This is a genomic window from Rothia sp. HMSC066G07, from assembly GCF_001814485.1.
Lineage (GTDB): Bacteria > Actinomycetota > Actinomycetes > Actinomycetales > Micrococcaceae > Rothia.
The window spans coordinates 315,966-332,063 of sequence record NZ_KV816922.1; the positions used below are offsets into that span (position 1 = coordinate 315,966).

The window sequence follows — 16,098 nt, forward strand, 5'->3', positions numbered from 1 at the left end:
AGCCGCCCGCATCCACCGGTAATCGCACCGTGCCCACCCCCGGTCCCAGCCAGCGTTCACCGACCCGTGTTCACCGCCTGAGGACACCCGCACCCGGCGGCAGAACCACTCCTACAATGTACGAATGAGCATCTACATTGACCCGCCCGTCTGGCCCGCGCACAGCACCGTCTTCTCGCACCTCATTTCGGATGTGTCCCTGACGGAACTGCACGAGTTCGCCGCAGCGGCGGGCATCAGTGAGCGTGCCTTCGACCGCGACCACTACGACGTTCCGGCGCACCTCTACGAGGATCTAGTACGGGCGGGCGCGAAGGAGCTCAGCGGCGCGCAGCTGACTCGCACGCTCATTGCGAGCGGTCTGCGGATTCCCCTGAAGGAGCGCCCCGAGAAGATTCGCCCGCGTCTGCTTCGCGCCTGGGAGGCAGCGTTTACACCCCGCCTCAAGCGCATGGAGGTTCCTGCCGAGCTGCGGGCTCAACTCACGGCGCAGGTGGCGGAACTGGGTGAGAGCCTGCTGCAGGCGTGGGAGCAACCGCACCGCGCCTACCACCACAGCGGGCACCTTTCGCAGATGCTCACCGACCTGGACCGCCTCTACGCACATCGCGCGCAGGCAGGTTCTACTCCCCTGGCGTTGATTCTGGCGGCGTGGTTCCACGACGCAGTCTACGAGGGCGCGCCGGGTGAGGATGAACGCCGCAGCGAGCAGCTGGCGGGCACCTCCCTGGAGCCGCTGGTTGCCGCAGGTCTACTGAGTACGGACGAGCTGCAGATGGTGAGCCTTCTGGTGCGTGCCACGGCAACCCACGAGCTACCCGAGTCCGCCGAACTACCGGCGGGCTACGAGGTAACGGATATTGAGTTCTTCCTTGACGCCGATATGGCAATCCTGGCGGCTGATTCGGTACGCTATCGCCGCTACCTGCACGGAGTGCGTAGCGAGTACTCCCATTTTGACGATGAGGCGTTCCGTACCGGTCGTACGACCTTCCTGCGTTCGGTCCTGGGTCGCGAGCGCATCTTCCTCTCCGAAGAGGCCCTCACGCTCTGGGAGGAGCCCGCACAGGCTAATCTACGTGCTGAGCTCAGCGAGTGGGAGCAGGACCCGCAGAGGCTTCTGCAGACTCTGGCATCCTAGCCGCATACACCTAAAACACATACCGCCGAGAATGCACCCACACTAAGGTGCGCTCTCGGCGGTATTTTCATGGAATCTCTCGGGTACACAAATCTCGGGTACACAAAAGGCGCCCACCCGCGTGCGGGGTAGGCGCCTTTTTGAAGTATTTTGGGCTAGACCCAGCTCTTATGCGCTAAGGCTTAGAGAGCGGTGTAGTAGCCGTCAACGGACATCCAGGAGGTGGGGTGCACCAGGGTACCGTTGGTGGGGTTCAGAGCGGAGATCATCTTGCCGTCGCCCAGGTAGATACCAACGTGGCTGTAGCCGTTCTGGAAGACGATGTCGCCGGGCTGGGGGTTAGCGGTCGGGCGCAGCTCGTTCTTCATTGCGTAGGTGAAAGCGGTCAGCTTGATACCGTGCTGAGCGAAAACCCAGGAGGTGAAGCCGGAGCAGTCCCATGCACCGAAGGTCTTGCCGCCCCAAACGTATGCGCCGCCCAGGCCGCTCATTGCGGTTGCAACGATTGCGTCGCGGGATGCGTTACCGGTGGAAGCGGAGGAAGCTGCGGGTGCAGGAGCTGCAACGGGTGCAACGTAAGCCTGCTGTGCCTCAGCCTGGGGTGCTACGTAGGAGGTCTCAACTGCGGGAGCAGCGGGTGCCTCGGTTGCTGCGGGAGCAACGTAGGTCTGCTGTGCCTGAGCCTGGGGTGCAACGTAGGTGGTTGCGGGGGTGTTGTAGCTGGTGTAGTCGAACTCGTAGTTGGTGTAGTCGTAGGACAGATCAGCAGCAGCGGGGATCTGTGCAAATGCGTTCGCGGGAACGGTCGAGCCGAGCAGGATTGCGCCTGCTGCGAGGGTTGCACCTGCGGTACGTACGATCTTCTTAACCATTGATAATTCCTCCATTGCCTGACGAGGTGAGCTGTCGGACTCGAGCATGGATTCGCTCGGCCACCGAAGTGACTTAGCCCCGAGGCTTCTCGATTGAGAAGCCGTATCCCAGCTTGGGGATTGGGTCCCCCGCTTCTGCCATATTGGGTAGACGTTCATCGAAGCGTTGGCAGAACTCAGCGGAACCGCTTCGACGGTGCCCTCTTACGATTAGGATTTGGGCACAGAAAAGAGAATACACAGAAAACTCCCAGTTGTCACCTCTTTCAGCCTTAAATTCCGGGCTTTCACCCCCGGCGGAATGGAGTGGACTGGACTGACTAGCCCCCCGCTTATTTTCGGGAACTTAAGCAGATTAAGGCGCTTGACTAGGCATTTCACAAGGATGCACATTCGCTTTTAATGCACCATCACCCCTTAAGGACAGGGTTCAAAACTCTTAAAAATGACCCTTATCTCTTAAGTGTCCATTCTCAGAGATTGCTCAAGCATCGGCGTTTCCCTCAGTTTCAACCTCAGATTTAAGCGAAAAACACGAAAAATGCACTCGAGCGCAGTTGCTAAAACTCTGTGAGAGGAGTATATGCGCCCGCGCACGCAACCAAACTCTGAAACGCCCGCCCGCTAGGCGCCCCAACCCGAATCCCACCGCAAGACCATATAAACCGCCACAGACACAAAAACGGTGGCACCGCCTCCTCAAGTAAGAAGGCGATACCACCGTTTAAAGCGTAAACTGGGTTAGCGGACTCTCAGAACTAGAGCTTAGAGGCTGCCACCGCGCTTGACCACAATTGCGTTTGCCACGTCCATATCTAGGGAGAGGGTGTCCTCTTCACCATCGGCGTGAACAATCACGTCATCGTTCTGGCCAGCAACCACGGACACCGAAGCGCCGTAGACAATACCTGCGTCAGCCAGCAGCTTCAGCAGCTCAACGTCAGTCTGAATGGACTCGGGGAAGCGAGAAATGGTGAAACGATCCTCGGGACCGGAGTCGCGTGCAGCCAGGGACATGGGCACGGTGCGCTCATCATTCTTCTCGCTAGTGTGGCCCAGGTCCTCCAGGCCGGGGATAGCGTTACCGTACGGGGAGAACTTGGGATCCTTGAGCATCCCCAGGATGCGCTTCTCCACCTTGTCACTCATGACGTGCTCCCAGCGGCATGCCTCTTCGTGCACGTACTCAAGTTCCAGACCAATAATGTCGGAGAGCAGGCGCTCAGCCAGGCGGTGCTTACGCATCACCTCAACCGCCTTGTGGCGGCCTTCCTCAGTCAGTTCGAGGTGGCGATCCGGCTCAACGGTGAGCAGGCCGTGCTTCTCCATACGTGCCACAGTCTGGGAAACGGTCGGGCCGGAGTGCTCCAGTCGTTCAGCAATGCGCGCACGCATGGGGACAATGCCCTCTTCCTCCAGTTCGAGGATGGTGCGCAAATACATCTCTGTGGTATCGATAAGGTCTGTCATATATCTCTCCCAGCTATCACCGCAACAGTGCTTAGATAGCACTGCCTAAGTCGTTACTTATTCAATAATCTATTATGTACTTTTTCAGCGGCTTTTGCCACGGCTTAAGTCATTGAGTCGCCCAACAATAACCGTTGGACGACTCAATACAACACCTTATATATACATTTTGTTAGCCCGCCCCTTAGTAAGAGGAGTGGATAGTAGGCTCTATTCTGCGGACTCAGCCTCGGCAGTTTCCTCTGCAGCAGAAGCGTTCTGCGCGGTTTCACTCTCCGCCGAGTTGTTCTCTACGGGCTCACCGGACTCAGCAGATTTCTCAGCATCAGACTCTGCGTTCTCCTGCGCGGCGTTCTCCTCCAGGTCTTCCGGGCGAACACGGTCAGCCCACGGAACCCAATCCGGAGCGATGAGCGCATCATCACCGGGCAGCAGACCCACCTCGCAAATCGTTGCCACGCGGGAGCGAGGCGCACGCGAGAGGGTAGCAAACCAGAACCAGCCACGGTAACCGGGCAGGGTGCACTCAAAGAGGTGAGTGCTCAGGCGCTCTTCCTCGGCGCGCACGTGGTGAACCAGACCGATAGCGTGTGCCGGGGCGATCTCTCGCACACCCTGCAGCGCTACGTCCTTAGCGGCGGCAAGAATCTCATCCACCTTGGAGGTGCGGCGCAGCTTGTGCGGAACACCCAGGGAGGGGACACCTACCTCTTCATCCAGCGGGGTGAAGGGGTCGGGGGTGGAGTCTTCGTTCTGTTCAGTTTCTTCGGTAGCGGATTCCTCGGAAGTAGATTCTTCAGCAGGCGTCTCAGCCACCTCAGGCTCCTCGGCGTTCACGGAGGGCTGAGTCTCAGCAGGTACAGCGCTACCCTCGTCAGCGCTCTCAGGCGCGGCAGAAGGCACAACGGACTCTGCGGGCGCGTCAGTAGCGGGCGTAGTTTCGGGGAGCAGTTCAATAACCTGTTCAGACATACCCCTATTAAAGCATCTCGCGTGCGCAAACAGTGCGGCCGCTCCCCCAAGCTTCACATACGCTGTGAATTTGGGTCTCAAACCGCTGAATCTGGGGCTTCGCCCACGAACAGCTGTGTGTGAGCTGATACCGTTAAATCCATGAGTAATGAACCCGCACAGGATAAGCACAACGCTGCAGAGCAGACCCCTGCACCCCTGCCCTACGCCGGAGCCATCCGCTGGCTCGGTGCAGGCGGCGCGATTCTCGCCCTGCTTTGTCTGCTCACCGGAGTTGCCATGCTCGTGATGAAGTGGGTTGGGGCAGCGCCGCCCGCCCTCATGAGCCAGATTCCGCTGGTCCTCCTCCCCGTCGCCTTTATTGCCCTCATGGCCGCACTCATTCTGTCGGTTATGCGCCGCAACAAGGCATAAAGATTTGAGCCGCAAGCTCACACACATCATTCACTTATCAAGTACAGCCTGCCATTCAGAGAGAAAGATAGAGTATGTCTGCTGAAGCAAAACTCCTAGTCGTCGATGACGAGTTCAACATTCTTGAACTACTCGCCACCTCCCTGCGTTTCGCCGGTTTTGAAGTAGTTACCGCCGGCAACGGCCGCGAAGCCCTCGAAAAGGCACACGCCGAAAATCCCGACCTCATCGTCCTGGACGTCATGATGCCCGGCATGGACGGCTTCGAGGTGACCCGCCGCCTGCGCGAAAACGGCACCACCACCCCCGTGCTCTTCCTGACCGCGAAGGACGCCACCGAAGACAAGGTCACCGGTCTGGGCGCTGGCGGCGACGACTACGTCACCAAGCCCTTCTCCCTCGACGAGGTTATTGCCCGCATCCGCGCGATTCTGCGCCGTAGCCGCAGCGTCCAGGAAGAGGATGACGCCGTACTGCGCGTTGACGCCCTCAGCCTGAACGTGGACACCCACGAAGTGTTCCTCGGTGACGAAGAGATTGACCTCTCCCCCACCGAGTTCAACCTGCTGCACTACCTGATGCTCAACGCCAACCGCGTGCTGTCCAAGGCGCAGATTCTTGACCACGTGTGGGAGTACGACTTCAACGGCGACTCCTCCATCGTTGAGTCCTACATTTCGTACCTGCGCCGCAAGATCGACAACAACCGTGAAAACCACGAGCCGCTCATCCACACCAAGCGCGGTGTGGGCTACATGATTCGCGGTTCTCGAGGCTAACGTGGCGCTCAAACCCCTCGACCGGATCCCCCAGTCTCTTTCCCTTCGCACCCAGCTGGTGCTCATCACCTCCATGCTCATCGCCCTCTCCATTGCGGTGACGAGCCTGGTGGCGATTTCCGCTCTGCGCGCCCAGATGGTGCACCAGCTGGACGAAGAGATGAAGAACAGCGCCCCCTCACTCGTGCAGCTGGCGACCGTGCGCCCCTCCGGCAATCAGGAACAATCCCTGAGCACCTACCGCCTGTACCTGCTCGACAAGGACGGCAACGTACTGTACTCGCTCAAGTCCGAGGACAGCGAACAGTTCAGCGAGCCGGCGCTGCAGGGCTGGACCGAAGAGAAGGTTCGCAAGCAAAACGAGGAGGCGGTCACCGTAAACTCGGTGGGTAGTTCCTCCGATTGGCGTGTGCTCGCCGTACCCATTGAAGCCAACGACTCTTCAGGTTTGCCGGAGGCGGCCTCCCTCATCATTGCCATGCCGTTGAAACAAACGAACCAGGTGGTCGCCCTCGTGGGTGTGCTGACCTTCGCGTTTGGTTTGGCGACTCTTGCCTCCGCGATTGCGATGACCTGGGTGATTGTGACCCGCACCTTCGAGCCGCTGGCCCGCGTGGAGCAGACCGCCGCCAAGATTGCTGCCGGTGACCTCTCTCAGCGTATTGAGGACTACAACCCGAGCAATGAGATTGGTAACCTCGCGGTTTCGCTGAACACGATGCTCACCCAGATTGAAATGCTCTTCAAAGCCCGCGAGAAGAGCGAGGCGAAAATGCGCCGATTCGTGGGTGACGCTTCACATGAGCTACGCACCCCGCTGGTCAGTATTCGAGGCTACTCGGAGCTGTACCGTCAGGGCGCTCTGCCCACCGACGAGGCCGTTGCTACCGCGATGAGCCGCATCGAATCGGAGTCCAAGCGTATGGGTCAGCTCGTGGAAGACCTGCTGACCCTGGCGCGTATTGATGAGCGCCGCGAATCCAAGCTGGCGCCCTTCGACCTGTTCAACCTGGCAGTGGACGCTAGTAACGACGCCTACGCTACGGCACCCGATCGTGCAGTGTCCCTGGTGGGCCTGAACGAAGAGGTGGCACCGACCTCCGCAACCGTGCTCGGCGACGAATCGCGTCTGCGTCAGGTCGTGGCAAACCTGCTGACCAACGCCATGCGCTACACCCCCGACGGCTCTCCCCTGGAGATTGCGGTGGGCGTGCGCGAAGAGGTTCCCGGCTTCCCGCTGTCCGTGCTGGAGGTGCGCGACCACGGCCCCGGTATTCACGGCGAAGACCGCGAGCGCGTCTTCGAGCGTTTCTACCGCACCGACACCTCGCGTTCGCGTGAGACCGGCGGTACGGGTCTGGGTCTGTCCATTGTGGCTGCGATTATTGAGCAGCACGAGGGCAGGATTCATATTGACGAGACCGATGGTGGCGGTGCTACCTTCGTGATTTCTTTGCCGTTCTATCCGCCGCCCGTCTCGGATGATCAGCTGATGAAGTAGCGCTGATGCATAAACCCCCGGATTGTGGAACTTGAGTGTTCTACGGTTCGGGGGTTTTGCTGTGCCCTGGAGGCGGGACTATATCGCGGCGGGGCGATAACTCGCGGCGGCGCAAGTGAGGAGAGCGCGGGGAGGAGAAGTTGCGCGGCTCAAGAACAGCGGGGGCAACCTCGTGTGCGTCATGGCGGCGTCATTTTCGGGTGGGTTTTCGATTTTTTCGAGATGCCGGAGTGAATCTGGCGGGTTTATCCACAGATTTATTCAATAATCATTTTTCAGCTCATTTGATGCATTTTGAAAGATATAGTGATAACAAGCTTCCGGTCAGGAACTCAGCTCTTTCAGAGATCCAAACCCCAAGCACCACCACGGGGCAACCGCCCCACCCATCTCACATATCTCAAAGGAGAAAACCATGGCACAGTTCAATGTCGATTCCGAAGTCATCGCAGCCAAGAGCGCACAGGCACGATCCTACGTCGCATCCATCACCGCAGACGTCAACGGTATGACCGCATCCCTGCACGATTTGCAGAGCTCCTGGACCGGCTCTGCATCCGCTAACTTCCAGGGTGTGCTGGACCAGTGGCACGCAACCCAGCGCCAGGTCGAAGCATCCATCACCCAGATCAACGAGGCACTCACCCGCGCAGGCGTGAACTACGCAGACACTGAGCAGGCTAACGCCTCCATGTTCGTCGGCTAAGGGGTCAGGGCAATAAGCCCAGAAGCCCCCAGGCAGGCGGCACGCAGGGCGGCTAAAAGGTCCGGCCGCACGGCACACCGCCCGCCAGATTCGCCAGAAGGTGGCGAACATTTATTGAGAAAAACCCCGCCGCATCCTCGCAAGTGAGGATGCGGCGGGGTTTTATTGCACGAAAATCTTTGGGCTCAAGAGCCCAATCCTTAGGAGCTGAGCGTTAGAAGCTCAGCTTTAGGAGGCGGGGGTCTCCTGGCGGAATCGCAGACGCCACAGACCGCGCTCAGCGTCGTAATGCCAGATGCTCGAACGGCTCACGCGGCCACGCGCGGTGGCAACCGCCGCCATGACCAGCACGCTGGAAGAGTCCAGCACCTGCACGCCCTGCTTGAGCGGGGCACCCTGCTGGGTGAAGGCGCGTTCACGGTACTGCAGCACCGAGGAGCGGGACACCGACTTGCCGGTGGCGGTCACCCACACCAGTCGCTCGTGCAGCATGGATTCCAGCTGCGCTGCTTCCATGGCGGAGCCGCGGCTTTCGAGCAGCTGTTCTGCGGCGGAGGCTTCCTCAGGGTTCAGGACAGCGGGGTTCGGAGCAGGCGCGGCGGGAGCGGTGCGCGCGGGAGCAGAAGCGGGCGCTTCCTCCACGGGTGCCTCAACCTGAGCGGACTCTACGGTCTGTGCGGGCGCCGCGGCGGGCTCTACGGCAGGCTCTACCGTCTGCTCTTCTGCGTGTTCTTCCGTCTCACCCAGCAGTTCCGCCGGGTCAACATCGTTCGGGTCCAGACCCGCGAACTCTTCCAGACCGGTCAGGTCATCCTCTTCTTCCGCCTGCGCGGCAGTGGATGCCTGCTGAGCGGTCTCCTGCTGGAGCGCCAGTGCCTTTGCGTCACGCTCGGCGGCACGCTCTGCCGCGAGCGCCAGCTGTTCCTTGCGGGTGCGGACCGCCTCCGGGTCGGGGGCGTTCACCGCGGAGGCGGGGCGCAGCAGACCTGATAGGCGCAGGCTCTCCACGCCGCGCTGGGCGTTCTCAATCTCGGCTGCGGTGAATTCCTGCACGGGCAGGTGGGCATCCGCGGAAGACTCGGAGGGCGCCGGCTCAGAGAGCGCAACCTCAGGGAGGGCAGCGTCCAAGAGGGCAGGTTCTGCAGCCGGAGCGTTCACAATCGGCGCTTCAACAGCCACAGGCTCCACAGCCGCAGCCGCAGGTTCAGCAGACGCGCCGAAGCCGGGGCCGTGCGCAGGTTCGCGGCCCTCCTGATAGGCGCGCGCGGCACCATTCGCCAGGGAATCCGCCTTCTCGTTGAGCTCGTGACCCGCGTGGCCCTTCACCCAAATAAACTCGTAGTCGCGGCCGGTCAGCGCCTGATCCAGCGCCTCCAGCAGGTCGCGGTTGAGCACGGGCTTGCCGTCGGACTTCTTCCAGCCCTTCTTCTTCCAGCCGGGCATCCACTTGGTCAGCGAGTTAATGACGTACTGGCTATCGCAGTACACGCGCAGCTTCGCCTCCGGGCGGGATGCGGTCGCCTCAAACAGGTCCAGAACAGCCTTAAGCTCACCCATGTTGTTGGTGCCGTGCGCCCAGCCGCCGCTCGCCCAGTGGTCGTCGTCGATATACCATGCCCAGCCCGCCGGTCCGGGGTTGCCCAGCGCCGAGCCGTCTGCGGCGGCAATGATCTCTTGCGTGCTGTTCACGGTGCCTTCTTTCTGCGCCGCCGCTCTATCGTGCGGGCGGCTGTCCGTAATGATGTCTGTGATGACTTTACCGCACCGGCGGCGAGGGTGCGTAGCGCGCGGTTACAGCTGTGGACAACCTCAAGCAGACTTGTAGCGCCATTTGCCGTAATGCCGGGCGGGTACACTAAACCTATGAGCTATTCTGCCCCCGAAACACCCAGCGCACAGCGCCCGGAGCCCCCTACCGCCCGTCCGAGCGAGCGCGTGCAGATTTTCGCTCTTCCTACCCGCACGATGTACGGCTCCCTGCGTTTTAGCTGGTTGAGCTACCTGGGGCTTGCTGAGCAGCAGCATGCGGCGCAGTTGCCGACCTCCACGGCGGCGGTCAGCTACCTGAGCACTCAGGCGCTCATGCGCGCTATGGCGGCGGCGCGTCTGGATGTGCCTTCCAGTGCCGCTTCTGAGATTGAGGTGGATCGTTCCTGCACCCTGTGCACCAGCGGTAAGAAGCACGGTAAGCCGCGTATTGCGGGCGTAAATTTCAATATGTCGCAGGTGAATCCGCTGGTGGTGGGTGCGTTTAGCCGTAATTCCTCGGCGGTGCTCGGCGTGGATGTTGAGACTCTGGATGCGCGCCTGTTCTCTGGTTTTGCGCGCCTAGCGCTCTCCAATGAAGAACGCTCTTTCTATGAGCGGGCGGCGCAGGAACGCCCCGCGCCCGTACTGCACCTGCTCTCGGTGGCACTGTGGACCGCTAAGGAGGCGGTGCTCAAGGCGACCGGCCACGGTCTGAGCGTGGTGCCGTCCCTGGTTCGGGTGCAGCTCACCGATGCACTGCTGGATGCGCTCGAACTTGCCATGAACGAGGAGGTCCCGGGGGACCTTCTGGGCAGCGGCACTCCCGAGCCGACCGCCCTACGTGTACTGACTCAGGACAGCTTGACCGCGCGTGCTACCTTTAGCGCACCCACACCTCAGGGCGGCGGCGAGGCTATCGAGCGAAGCTTTAGCCTGCAGTGGGTACCCGTGGCACTGCCCGACGCGGAGAACCCCGAGCATGCGCAGAAGATGCTCATCGCCCTGGCAGTGGAGAACCCGACCGAGGGTGAGCCCGCGCAGATTGAGGCTCAGCTTCTGCCGGTGGCTACTCCCCTGGAGCTCAAGCGCCTGCTCACCGATTAGTCGCGCTCAATCCCCTAACACCTGATACAACGACGGAACGCGCCCGCCATGCCAGCGAGCGCGTTCCGTCGTTTTATTCAGTCATCGTATTCAGTCGTCGTATTCTGCCTCGTCAAGGCGTTCAAGACAGAGCCTAAGGGGTATCCTCACCCAGGGTATCCACGCCCAGGGCGCGGCCAAAGCTACCGAGCTTCGTACCGGTCTCGGTGTGCTCCAGCTCCGGGTCGGACTCAGCCACAATACCCGCACCGGCGTACAGGACCGCCTCATCCGGGCTGACCTGGGCACAACGCAGGACCAGCGCCCACTCGCCATTACCCTCGGCGTCCATGTAGCCAACCAGGCCGCCAAAGTAGCGGCGCTCGAAAGACTCCAGCTGGCGAATCAGTTCCAGCGCCTTCTCAGTGGGGGCACCGCAAATCGCGGGGGTCGGGTGGATCGCGCGGGCACCGTCCAGGCAGGTCAGCCCCTCCTTCAGCACGCCGTCGATGGGGGTCGCCAGGTGCCACAGCTGCGGGGTTTGCAGCAGCGAGGGCACCTGCGGTACGTTCAGCTCCTCGGCAATGGGGGCCAGGCGCTTGGCAATGTCGTTAATGACGTAGGCGTGCTCGTGGCGGTCCTTCGGCGAGGCGAACAGGCGGTCGCGAATCGCCTCGTCCTCGGCGCTACCGGGCTCGGCAATGCGCGGGGCGCTACCGGCCAGCGGGTGGGTCTTGAAGGCGCGACCCTCGGTGCGGAACACCAGCTCCGGGGAGGCGCCCATCAGGTAGCTTCCGCTCATGCCGCGCTCGCCCTCGGGCAGGCGCACCGCAAAGTTGAAGGCGGAACGCTGCTGGGCGCGCAGGTTGTTGTACAGCGCCTGCAGGTTGAGGGCGCCGGGTGCGTAGCGGGCGGTGAGCACACGCGAAAGCACGATCTTGCTCAGCTCACCCGCCTTCATGCGTTCCACGGCGGTCGCCACGGCGGTACGGAACCGGTCGTTCTGCCTGCCGGTGACCGATACCGGTTCGGCAAGTTCCACGGTCTGCTCGGGGACCGGCACCTGCTGCTCCTCCAGGCGTTCAGGCACGAAGAGGTAGGCGGGCATATCGGGGTCAAAAGGAATCAGACCCACGACGGCGCTACCGGCACGTTTCGCCTCGTCCAGGGCATTATCGAAGGTGACAGGGGTCATCGCACCGGATGCGCGCAGGACGCGGGTGCCGGTGGCAAAGATAAAATCGGGAAGGTTCGTCATCGTACTTCTATCAGTGGTGTGCGGGTTCGCGCCAGAAGCATTTAGGATATATGCGGGCGCGGGTACAGTCCGGGCTCGGAGTACCGTTAGAGGGTCGCGCCGCCGTCGGCGACAATCTCCTGCATGGTGATGTGGCGTGCCGCTTCAGAAATGAGGAAAGCATTCACCGAGGCAATATCCGCCGGGTCGGCAATACGGCGCAGCGGAATGCCCAGGCGGAAGGTTTCCGGGTTACCGGCAATCGGCAGGGCGGAGCGGTCCTCACCCTCCCAGGCGTCAGTCACCATGGGGGTTCGGGTGGTGCCGGGGCAGACCGAGTTCACGCGAATACCGTGCGCGGCAAGCTGCAGACCGAAGCTGGAACTCACGCGTGCTGCCGAGGCCTTGGACGCACCGTAGGCACCAAACTCCGCGCGGGGCACACGTGCCGCGTTGGAGGCGACCGTCACCAGGGAGCGGCTGTTGGTCGGGTCGGTTTCCTGCTGGTCAATCATGATGCGCGCGAATTCGCGCAGGCACAGGAACACGCCGTCGGAGTTGACCGCGTGCAGGCGCTTCCAGGTGGCGAAGCTGGTTTCCAGCAACGGCTGGCTGTGGGCGATGCCCGCGGCGAGCACCGCACCGGTGATGGGTTCGTCGAGTGCCGCTACAGCGTTGGCGAGGGCGGTGACGGACTCTTCGCTCGTAACGTCTACGGCGCGGTAGCGGAAGATCGCGTCCCCGTAGGTACCGAAGGAGGCAATGGGCTGCTCCGCAAGGTCAGCCGCAAACACCGAATAACCGTTCTTGATGAGCTGGTGGACGGTTGCCTCACCAATACCGCCGTTCGCGCCGGTCACAATGACCCAGCTCATGCGCGCGCCTCCTCAGCAGTCTCAGCCTTCTCAGCACCTTCTGCAGCATGCAGGTCGGCGAGTACATCGGCGGTGTTCAGCACGCGGGCGCAACGACCCGAAGCGTACTCGCACGCTATGCGGTGCTCCTCCTCCGAAAAGTCGGCGAGCGCATCGGCAACCATGAACGGCTGAATGTCGCGCATGAACGCCTCCAGGGCGGTGGTTAGGCAGCCAATGTGCGCGTACACGCCGCCGATAATGAGCTGGTCGCGGCCGGATTCCTTGAGCAGATCTTCGAAGGGGCTGCGCACGAACGCGGAGTAGCGCCACTTGGTCAGCACGGTGTCGCGGTCGGTGGGTGCAAGTGCGTCAAGCACGCGGGCGGATTCGTCATTCTGCAGGCCATCGCCCCAGAAGTCGATGAGCAGGCGGCGGTCTTCGGGGTTCTGGCGCGGCGGCTGCGCGGTGTAGTAGACGGGGATTCCTGCTGCGTGGGCGGCGTCAATGAGGCGGCGCAGGTTCTTGATGGCGACGTTAATCTGGGCGTCCGGGTTGGCGTTGCCCTCACCCAGATTGGCGCCTTCGAAAGCTTGGACGAAGTGCACCTGCATGTCGTGCACGAGCAGTACAGCGCGGGAGGGGTCCACGGGCCAGCTCACTCGGTTGCTGTGTTCACGGTCGACGTAGGTGTAGGGCTTAATTTTGGGCAGTGCCATGATTCTCCCGGTTCGTGCCTTTGGTTTTCGGTTGTATGCGCGGCGCAGGCGGTGCGCTGTGGTGGGTGTAGCAGCGAGTGGGTGTCTCCTCCGAGCCCTCTCGCGCTGACCACCCAATCGGTGAGCTTGCGCTTATCTCATAACCATCTTAGGGCATGCTTAGCTACTAGGTATATATGAGCCTTAACAAAAATGCTTCCCCACCCGCACCTCCGTTGACAGCACAACGGGTGGGACGGGCAGGGAAGCACTCAGACAAGCAGAAACGCTATACGAACCGCGAATTCAGCCGCGATTCTAGTTCAACTAATTTACGGGCGCCGCGACGGCAAGAACCTCATTCAGACCCTCAGTGATCGAGGGGTGAGTGTAAATCTCATCGCGCAGCTGCGAAGCAGTAATGCCGTGGCGCATCGCCAGAGCCACCAGGTTAATAACCTCCATGGACTCGATTACCAGCAGCTGGGCACCCAGAATCTGGTCGCTCTGCGCGTCAATCACGAACTTCATGATACCGCGCGGGTTCTCCTGGGTCTTCGCACGCGGCATCGCGGCAACCGCGGCAACAGGCTTCGAAGCGACCTTCACCTTGTGGCCAGCCTCAATCGCCTCACGCTCGGTCAGGCCCACGGAAGACAGCGGCGGGTTCATGTAGATGGTCGAAGCCACTGCCTTGCGGTCCTTGGTGGAGCGGGAACCGTCACCGACCAGCTGAGAGAGCACCACACGGTAGTCATCCATGGAAATGTAGGTGAACTGCGGGCCGCCGTTCACGTCACCGAGCGCGAAAATGTTCGGCACGGTGCTGCGCAGGTGCTCATCCACGACAATTGCGCCGCGGTCGTTGGTTTCGATGCTGGTGTTCTCCAGACCCAGACCCTCGGTTGCGGGCTTGCGGCCGGTCGCAACCATCACGTAGTCCACCTCCAGCTCCCGGGTAGCGCCCTCGGAGTCGAGGTAGGTCACGGTCACCGAGTCAGCGCCGTCCTTGAAGGACTGCACACGCACGCCGGTGTGAGCGGTAATGTCCTGATCTGCGATAATCTCGCGGGCAACCTGGGCAACGTCCTCATCGTAGCGTCCGAAGAGGGCGGGGGCACCGTCCAGAATGGTTACCTCAGTGCCGTAGGAGGAGAAAATACCGGCAAACTCAACACCGATGGGGCCGCCACCGATGATGCCCAGGCGCTTGGGGCGCGGGGTGAGCTTCTGCAGCTCGGTGGAGGTGAGCACACGCTCAGATTCGCGGACGCCCTCAATCGGCGGGATGACCGACACGGCGCCGGTGTTGACGATGAAGTAGTCGGCGGTAACGCGCAGGGTGTCCTCGCCCGCGGTAACCTCAACCTCGGTGTCGGAGATGAAGCGTGCGTGACCGTCAATGAGCTTGGCAGTCTCGTTGGACAGCAGGATTTCGCGGTTCTTGGCGCGCATCATGCCGGTCAGCTTGTCACGGAAAACCACGGCGGATTCGTAGGCGGCGTTTGCCTCTTCAAGGGTGCGCTCGCCGCTGGCACGGAACTCGTCGGCACGGTGCACGAGCGCCTTGGTGGGTACACAACCGATGTTGATGCAGGTGCCGCCATACATGCCGGTGGATTGTTCGATGAGAGCAACGTTCTTGCCGGTCTTGGCGTAGGCGCCGGCGAGGGTCTTGCCGCCCTTGCCGAAGCCGATGACGACCATGTCAAAGTGCAGGTGAGCGGGGGTGGTCATACTATTCTCCTGTGAAATTTAGATGATGATGTGTTCGCAGAATTCAACGGGAAGAAATGAGTATTATTCCCGTGCGCCACATTTTTTCTTGGCCCCAGCCGCCCCTCAGCCCGTGCGGGCGTAGACTGAAACTACCCGGCTCCCTACGAGAAGCCAGCCTACGAGCAGCCAACATTTTCAGGAGGACTTTATGAAAACCCACGATATTCTGCGTGACGCCGCCAGCCGCCCCGGCATCGAGGCCGCCGTAGCCGTCAAAGGGCTATCAGCGGAGGCGCTCAACGCCCACCCGTGCGGGCACCCGAACTCTATCGCCTGGCTGCTCTGGCACGCCGGACGACAGATGGACATGCAGCTTTCTGCTCTGAACGGTCAGCCGCAGGTCTGGGAGGCTCAGGGCTTCAGGGAACGTTTCAACCTGGGCGAGCTTGGCGACACCATAGGTTACGGCCACACCCCCGAGCAGGCACGTTCCATCGTGGTTGCAGATTCTGCCCTGCTGGTGGAGTACCTTGTGGCAACCGGCGAGGCGCTCGCGGCCTACGCGCAGACGCTGAGCGAGGCTGATTTGAGCGAGGTTATTGACCGTTCGTGGACTCCGGCGGTGACTCGCGGTGTGCGCCTGGTCAGCCTGATTGACGACGCAGCCCAGCACGTAGGCCAGGCGGCGTACGCGGCGGGTATTCTCGCGGCACAGGATTTCGCGGCGCAGGGATAGAATTTCACGCCCGCTAGAGGGGAACGAAAAAGCGGTGGCGGGCAACCCCGATAACACCGCGAGCAGATAATATTTCGGCGAGAAGATAACGGACTGTTATCTGCTCGCGCATCTTGTGTCTTGTTTCGCCTCGGTTACAGCGTTCTTACCCGTGATAGAATCCACAG

15 protein-coding genes and 1 riboswitch are annotated in these 16,098 nt (G+C 61.4%); of the genes, 7 read left to right on the forward strand and 8 right to left on the reverse strand.

Annotated elements, in window-relative coordinates; genetic code table 11:
• Positions 1-124: 124 nt before the first annotated feature.
• Positions 125-1,141 (forward strand): DUF4031 domain-containing protein, encoded by a 1,017-nt coding sequence (locus HMPREF2971_RS02870; protein ID WP_070691192.1) that lies wholly within the window; start codon positions 125-127, stop codon positions 1,139-1,141.
• Positions 1,142-1,323: 182 nt separating this feature from the next.
• Here HMPREF2971_RS02870 and HMPREF2971_RS02875 read toward each other — a convergent pair whose 3' ends face one another.
• From HMPREF2971_RS02875 to HMPREF2971_RS02885, 3 genes are all read right to left on the reverse strand, one after another.
• Positions 1,324-2,013 carry a C40 family peptidase gene (locus HMPREF2971_RS02875; RefSeq protein WP_070691194.1) on the reverse strand — a complete coding sequence of 230 codons (690 nt, stop codon included), beginning with the start codon at positions 2,011-2,013 and terminating at the stop codon, positions 1,324-1,326.
• Positions 2,014-2,173: riboswitch (cyclic di-AMP (ydaO/yuaA leader) on the reverse strand.
• Positions 2,174-2,778: 605 nt separating this feature from the next.
• Positions 2,779-3,483, reverse strand: coding sequence for an iron-dependent transcriptional repressor DtxR (locus HMPREF2971_RS02880; protein WP_070542967.1), 705 nt, complete (start codon positions 3,481-3,483; stop codon positions 2,779-2,781).
• Positions 3,484-3,693: 210 nt separating this feature from the next.
• Positions 3,694-4,455 (reverse strand): DUF3027 domain-containing protein, encoded by a 762-nt coding sequence (locus tag HMPREF2971_RS02885; RefSeq protein WP_070691196.1) that lies wholly within the window; start codon positions 4,453-4,455, stop codon positions 3,694-3,696.
• Positions 4,456-4,596: 141 nt separating this feature from the next.
• On the opposite strand from HMPREF2971_RS02885, the gene HMPREF2971_RS02890 reads away from it, so the two are divergent.
• From HMPREF2971_RS02890 to HMPREF2971_RS02905, 4 genes are all read left to right on the forward strand, one after another.
• The gene (locus HMPREF2971_RS02890; RefSeq protein ID WP_070691198.1) at positions 4,597-4,869 is read left to right on the forward strand and encodes a hypothetical protein; all 273 of its coding nucleotides are present in this window, start codon (positions 4,597-4,599) and stop codon (positions 4,867-4,869) included.
• A gap of 74 nt (positions 4,870-4,943) precedes the next feature.
• A complete protein-coding gene (locus tag HMPREF2971_RS02895) occupies positions 4,944-5,648 on the forward strand; it encodes a response regulator transcription factor (RefSeq protein WP_070691201.1) in 705 nt (234 codons plus the stop codon).
• A gap of 1 nt (position 5,649) precedes the next feature.
• Positions 5,650-7,149: a sensor histidine kinase gene (locus tag HMPREF2971_RS02900; RefSeq protein WP_070691203.1), complete on the forward strand. Its 1,500-nt coding sequence runs from the start codon at positions 5,650-5,652 to the stop codon at positions 7,147-7,149.
• A 415-nt stretch (positions 7,150-7,564) separates the two neighbouring features.
• Positions 7,565-7,855, forward strand: coding sequence for a WXG100 family type VII secretion target (locus HMPREF2971_RS02905; protein ID WP_005504526.1), 291 nt, complete (start codon positions 7,565-7,567; stop codon positions 7,853-7,855).
• Positions 7,856-8,083: 228 nt separating this feature from the next.
• Here the strand turns inward: HMPREF2971_RS02905 and HMPREF2971_RS09460 are convergent, their stop codons facing one another.
• The gene (locus HMPREF2971_RS09460) at positions 8,084-9,544 is read right to left on the reverse strand and encodes an RNase H family protein (protein ID WP_049363476.1); all 1,461 of its coding nucleotides are present in this window, start codon (positions 9,542-9,544) and stop codon (positions 8,084-8,086) included.
• A gap of 174 nt (positions 9,545-9,718) precedes the next feature.
• Between HMPREF2971_RS09460 and HMPREF2971_RS02915 the strand changes: the two genes are divergently transcribed.
• On the forward strand, positions 9,719-10,708 hold the full coding sequence (locus HMPREF2971_RS02915) for a 4'-phosphopantetheinyl transferase family protein (protein WP_070691205.1): 990 nt from the start codon (positions 9,719-9,721) through the stop codon (positions 10,706-10,708).
• Between the two features lie 133 nt (positions 10,709-10,841).
• Here the strand turns inward: HMPREF2971_RS02915 and HMPREF2971_RS02920 are convergent, their stop codons facing one another.
• The 4 genes from HMPREF2971_RS02920 to HMPREF2971_RS02935 form a co-directional block, all read right to left on the reverse strand.
• On the reverse strand, positions 10,842-11,945 hold the full coding sequence (locus HMPREF2971_RS02920; RefSeq protein ID WP_070691206.1) for an isochorismate synthase: 1,104 nt from the start codon (positions 11,943-11,945) through the stop codon (positions 10,842-10,844).
• Between the two features lie 86 nt (positions 11,946-12,031).
• Positions 12,032-12,799, reverse strand: coding sequence for an SDR family oxidoreductase (locus tag HMPREF2971_RS02925; protein ID WP_070691209.1), 768 nt, complete (start codon positions 12,797-12,799; stop codon positions 12,032-12,034).
• A complete protein-coding gene (locus tag HMPREF2971_RS02930; protein WP_070691212.1) occupies positions 12,796-13,497 on the reverse strand; it encodes an isochorismatase family protein in 702 nt (233 codons plus the stop codon). Before HMPREF2971_RS02930 ends, HMPREF2971_RS02925 begins: the two co-directional genes overlap by 4 nt.
• 306 nt (positions 13,498-13,803) lie before the next feature.
• Positions 13,804-15,213 (reverse strand): FAD-dependent oxidoreductase, encoded by a 1,410-nt coding sequence (locus tag HMPREF2971_RS02935; RefSeq protein ID WP_070691214.1) that lies wholly within the window; start codon positions 15,211-15,213, stop codon positions 13,804-13,806.
• Positions 15,214-15,403: 190 nt separating this feature from the next.
• Here HMPREF2971_RS02935 and HMPREF2971_RS02940 point away from each other — a divergent pair, with 190 nt between their 5' ends.
• Positions 15,404-15,931: a mycothiol transferase gene (locus HMPREF2971_RS02940; protein ID WP_012902854.1), complete on the forward strand. Its 528-nt coding sequence runs from the start codon at positions 15,404-15,406 to the stop codon at positions 15,929-15,931.
• Positions 15,932-16,098 lie beyond the last annotated feature (167 nt).

Coding starts and splice junctions, on each gene's coding strand:
- HMPREF2971_RS02870 (WP_070691192.1), top strand. CDS start 125: ATGAGCATCTACATTGACCCGCCCGTCTGGCCCGCGCACAGCACCGTC.
- HMPREF2971_RS02875 (WP_070691194.1), bottom strand. CDS start 2,013: ATGGTTAAGAAGATCGTACGTACCGCAGGTGCAACCCTCGCAGCAGGC.
- HMPREF2971_RS02880 (WP_070542967.1), bottom strand. CDS start 3,483: ATGACAGACCTTATCGATACCACAGAGATGTATTTGCGCACCATCCTC.
- HMPREF2971_RS02885 (WP_070691196.1), bottom strand. CDS start 4,455: ATGTCTGAACAGGTTATTGAACTGCTCCCCGAAACTACGCCCGCTACT.
- HMPREF2971_RS02890 (WP_070691198.1), top strand. CDS start 4,597: ATGAGTAATGAACCCGCACAGGATAAGCACAACGCTGCAGAGCAGACC.
- HMPREF2971_RS02895 (WP_070691201.1), top strand. CDS start 4,944: ATGTCTGCTGAAGCAAAACTCCTAGTCGTCGATGACGAGTTCAACATT.
- HMPREF2971_RS02905 (WP_005504526.1), top strand. CDS start 7,565: ATGGCACAGTTCAATGTCGATTCCGAAGTCATCGCAGCCAAGAGCGCA.
- HMPREF2971_RS02915 (WP_070691205.1), top strand. CDS start 9,719: ATGAGCTATTCTGCCCCCGAAACACCCAGCGCACAGCGCCCGGAGCCC.
- HMPREF2971_RS02920 (WP_070691206.1), bottom strand. CDS start 11,945: ATGACGAACCTTCCCGATTTTATCTTTGCCACCGGCACCCGCGTCCTG.
- HMPREF2971_RS02925 (WP_070691209.1), bottom strand. CDS start 12,799: ATGAGCTGGGTCATTGTGACCGGCGCGAACGGCGGTATTGGTGAGGCA.
- HMPREF2971_RS02930 (WP_070691212.1), bottom strand. CDS start 13,497: ATGGCACTGCCCAAAATTAAGCCCTACACCTACGTCGACCGTGAACAC.
- HMPREF2971_RS02935 (WP_070691214.1), bottom strand. CDS start 15,213: ATGACCACCCCCGCTCACCTGCACTTTGACATGGTCGTCATCGGCTTC.
- HMPREF2971_RS02940 (WP_012902854.1), top strand. CDS start 15,404: ATGAAAACCCACGATATTCTGCGTGACGCCGCCAGCCGCCCCGGCATC.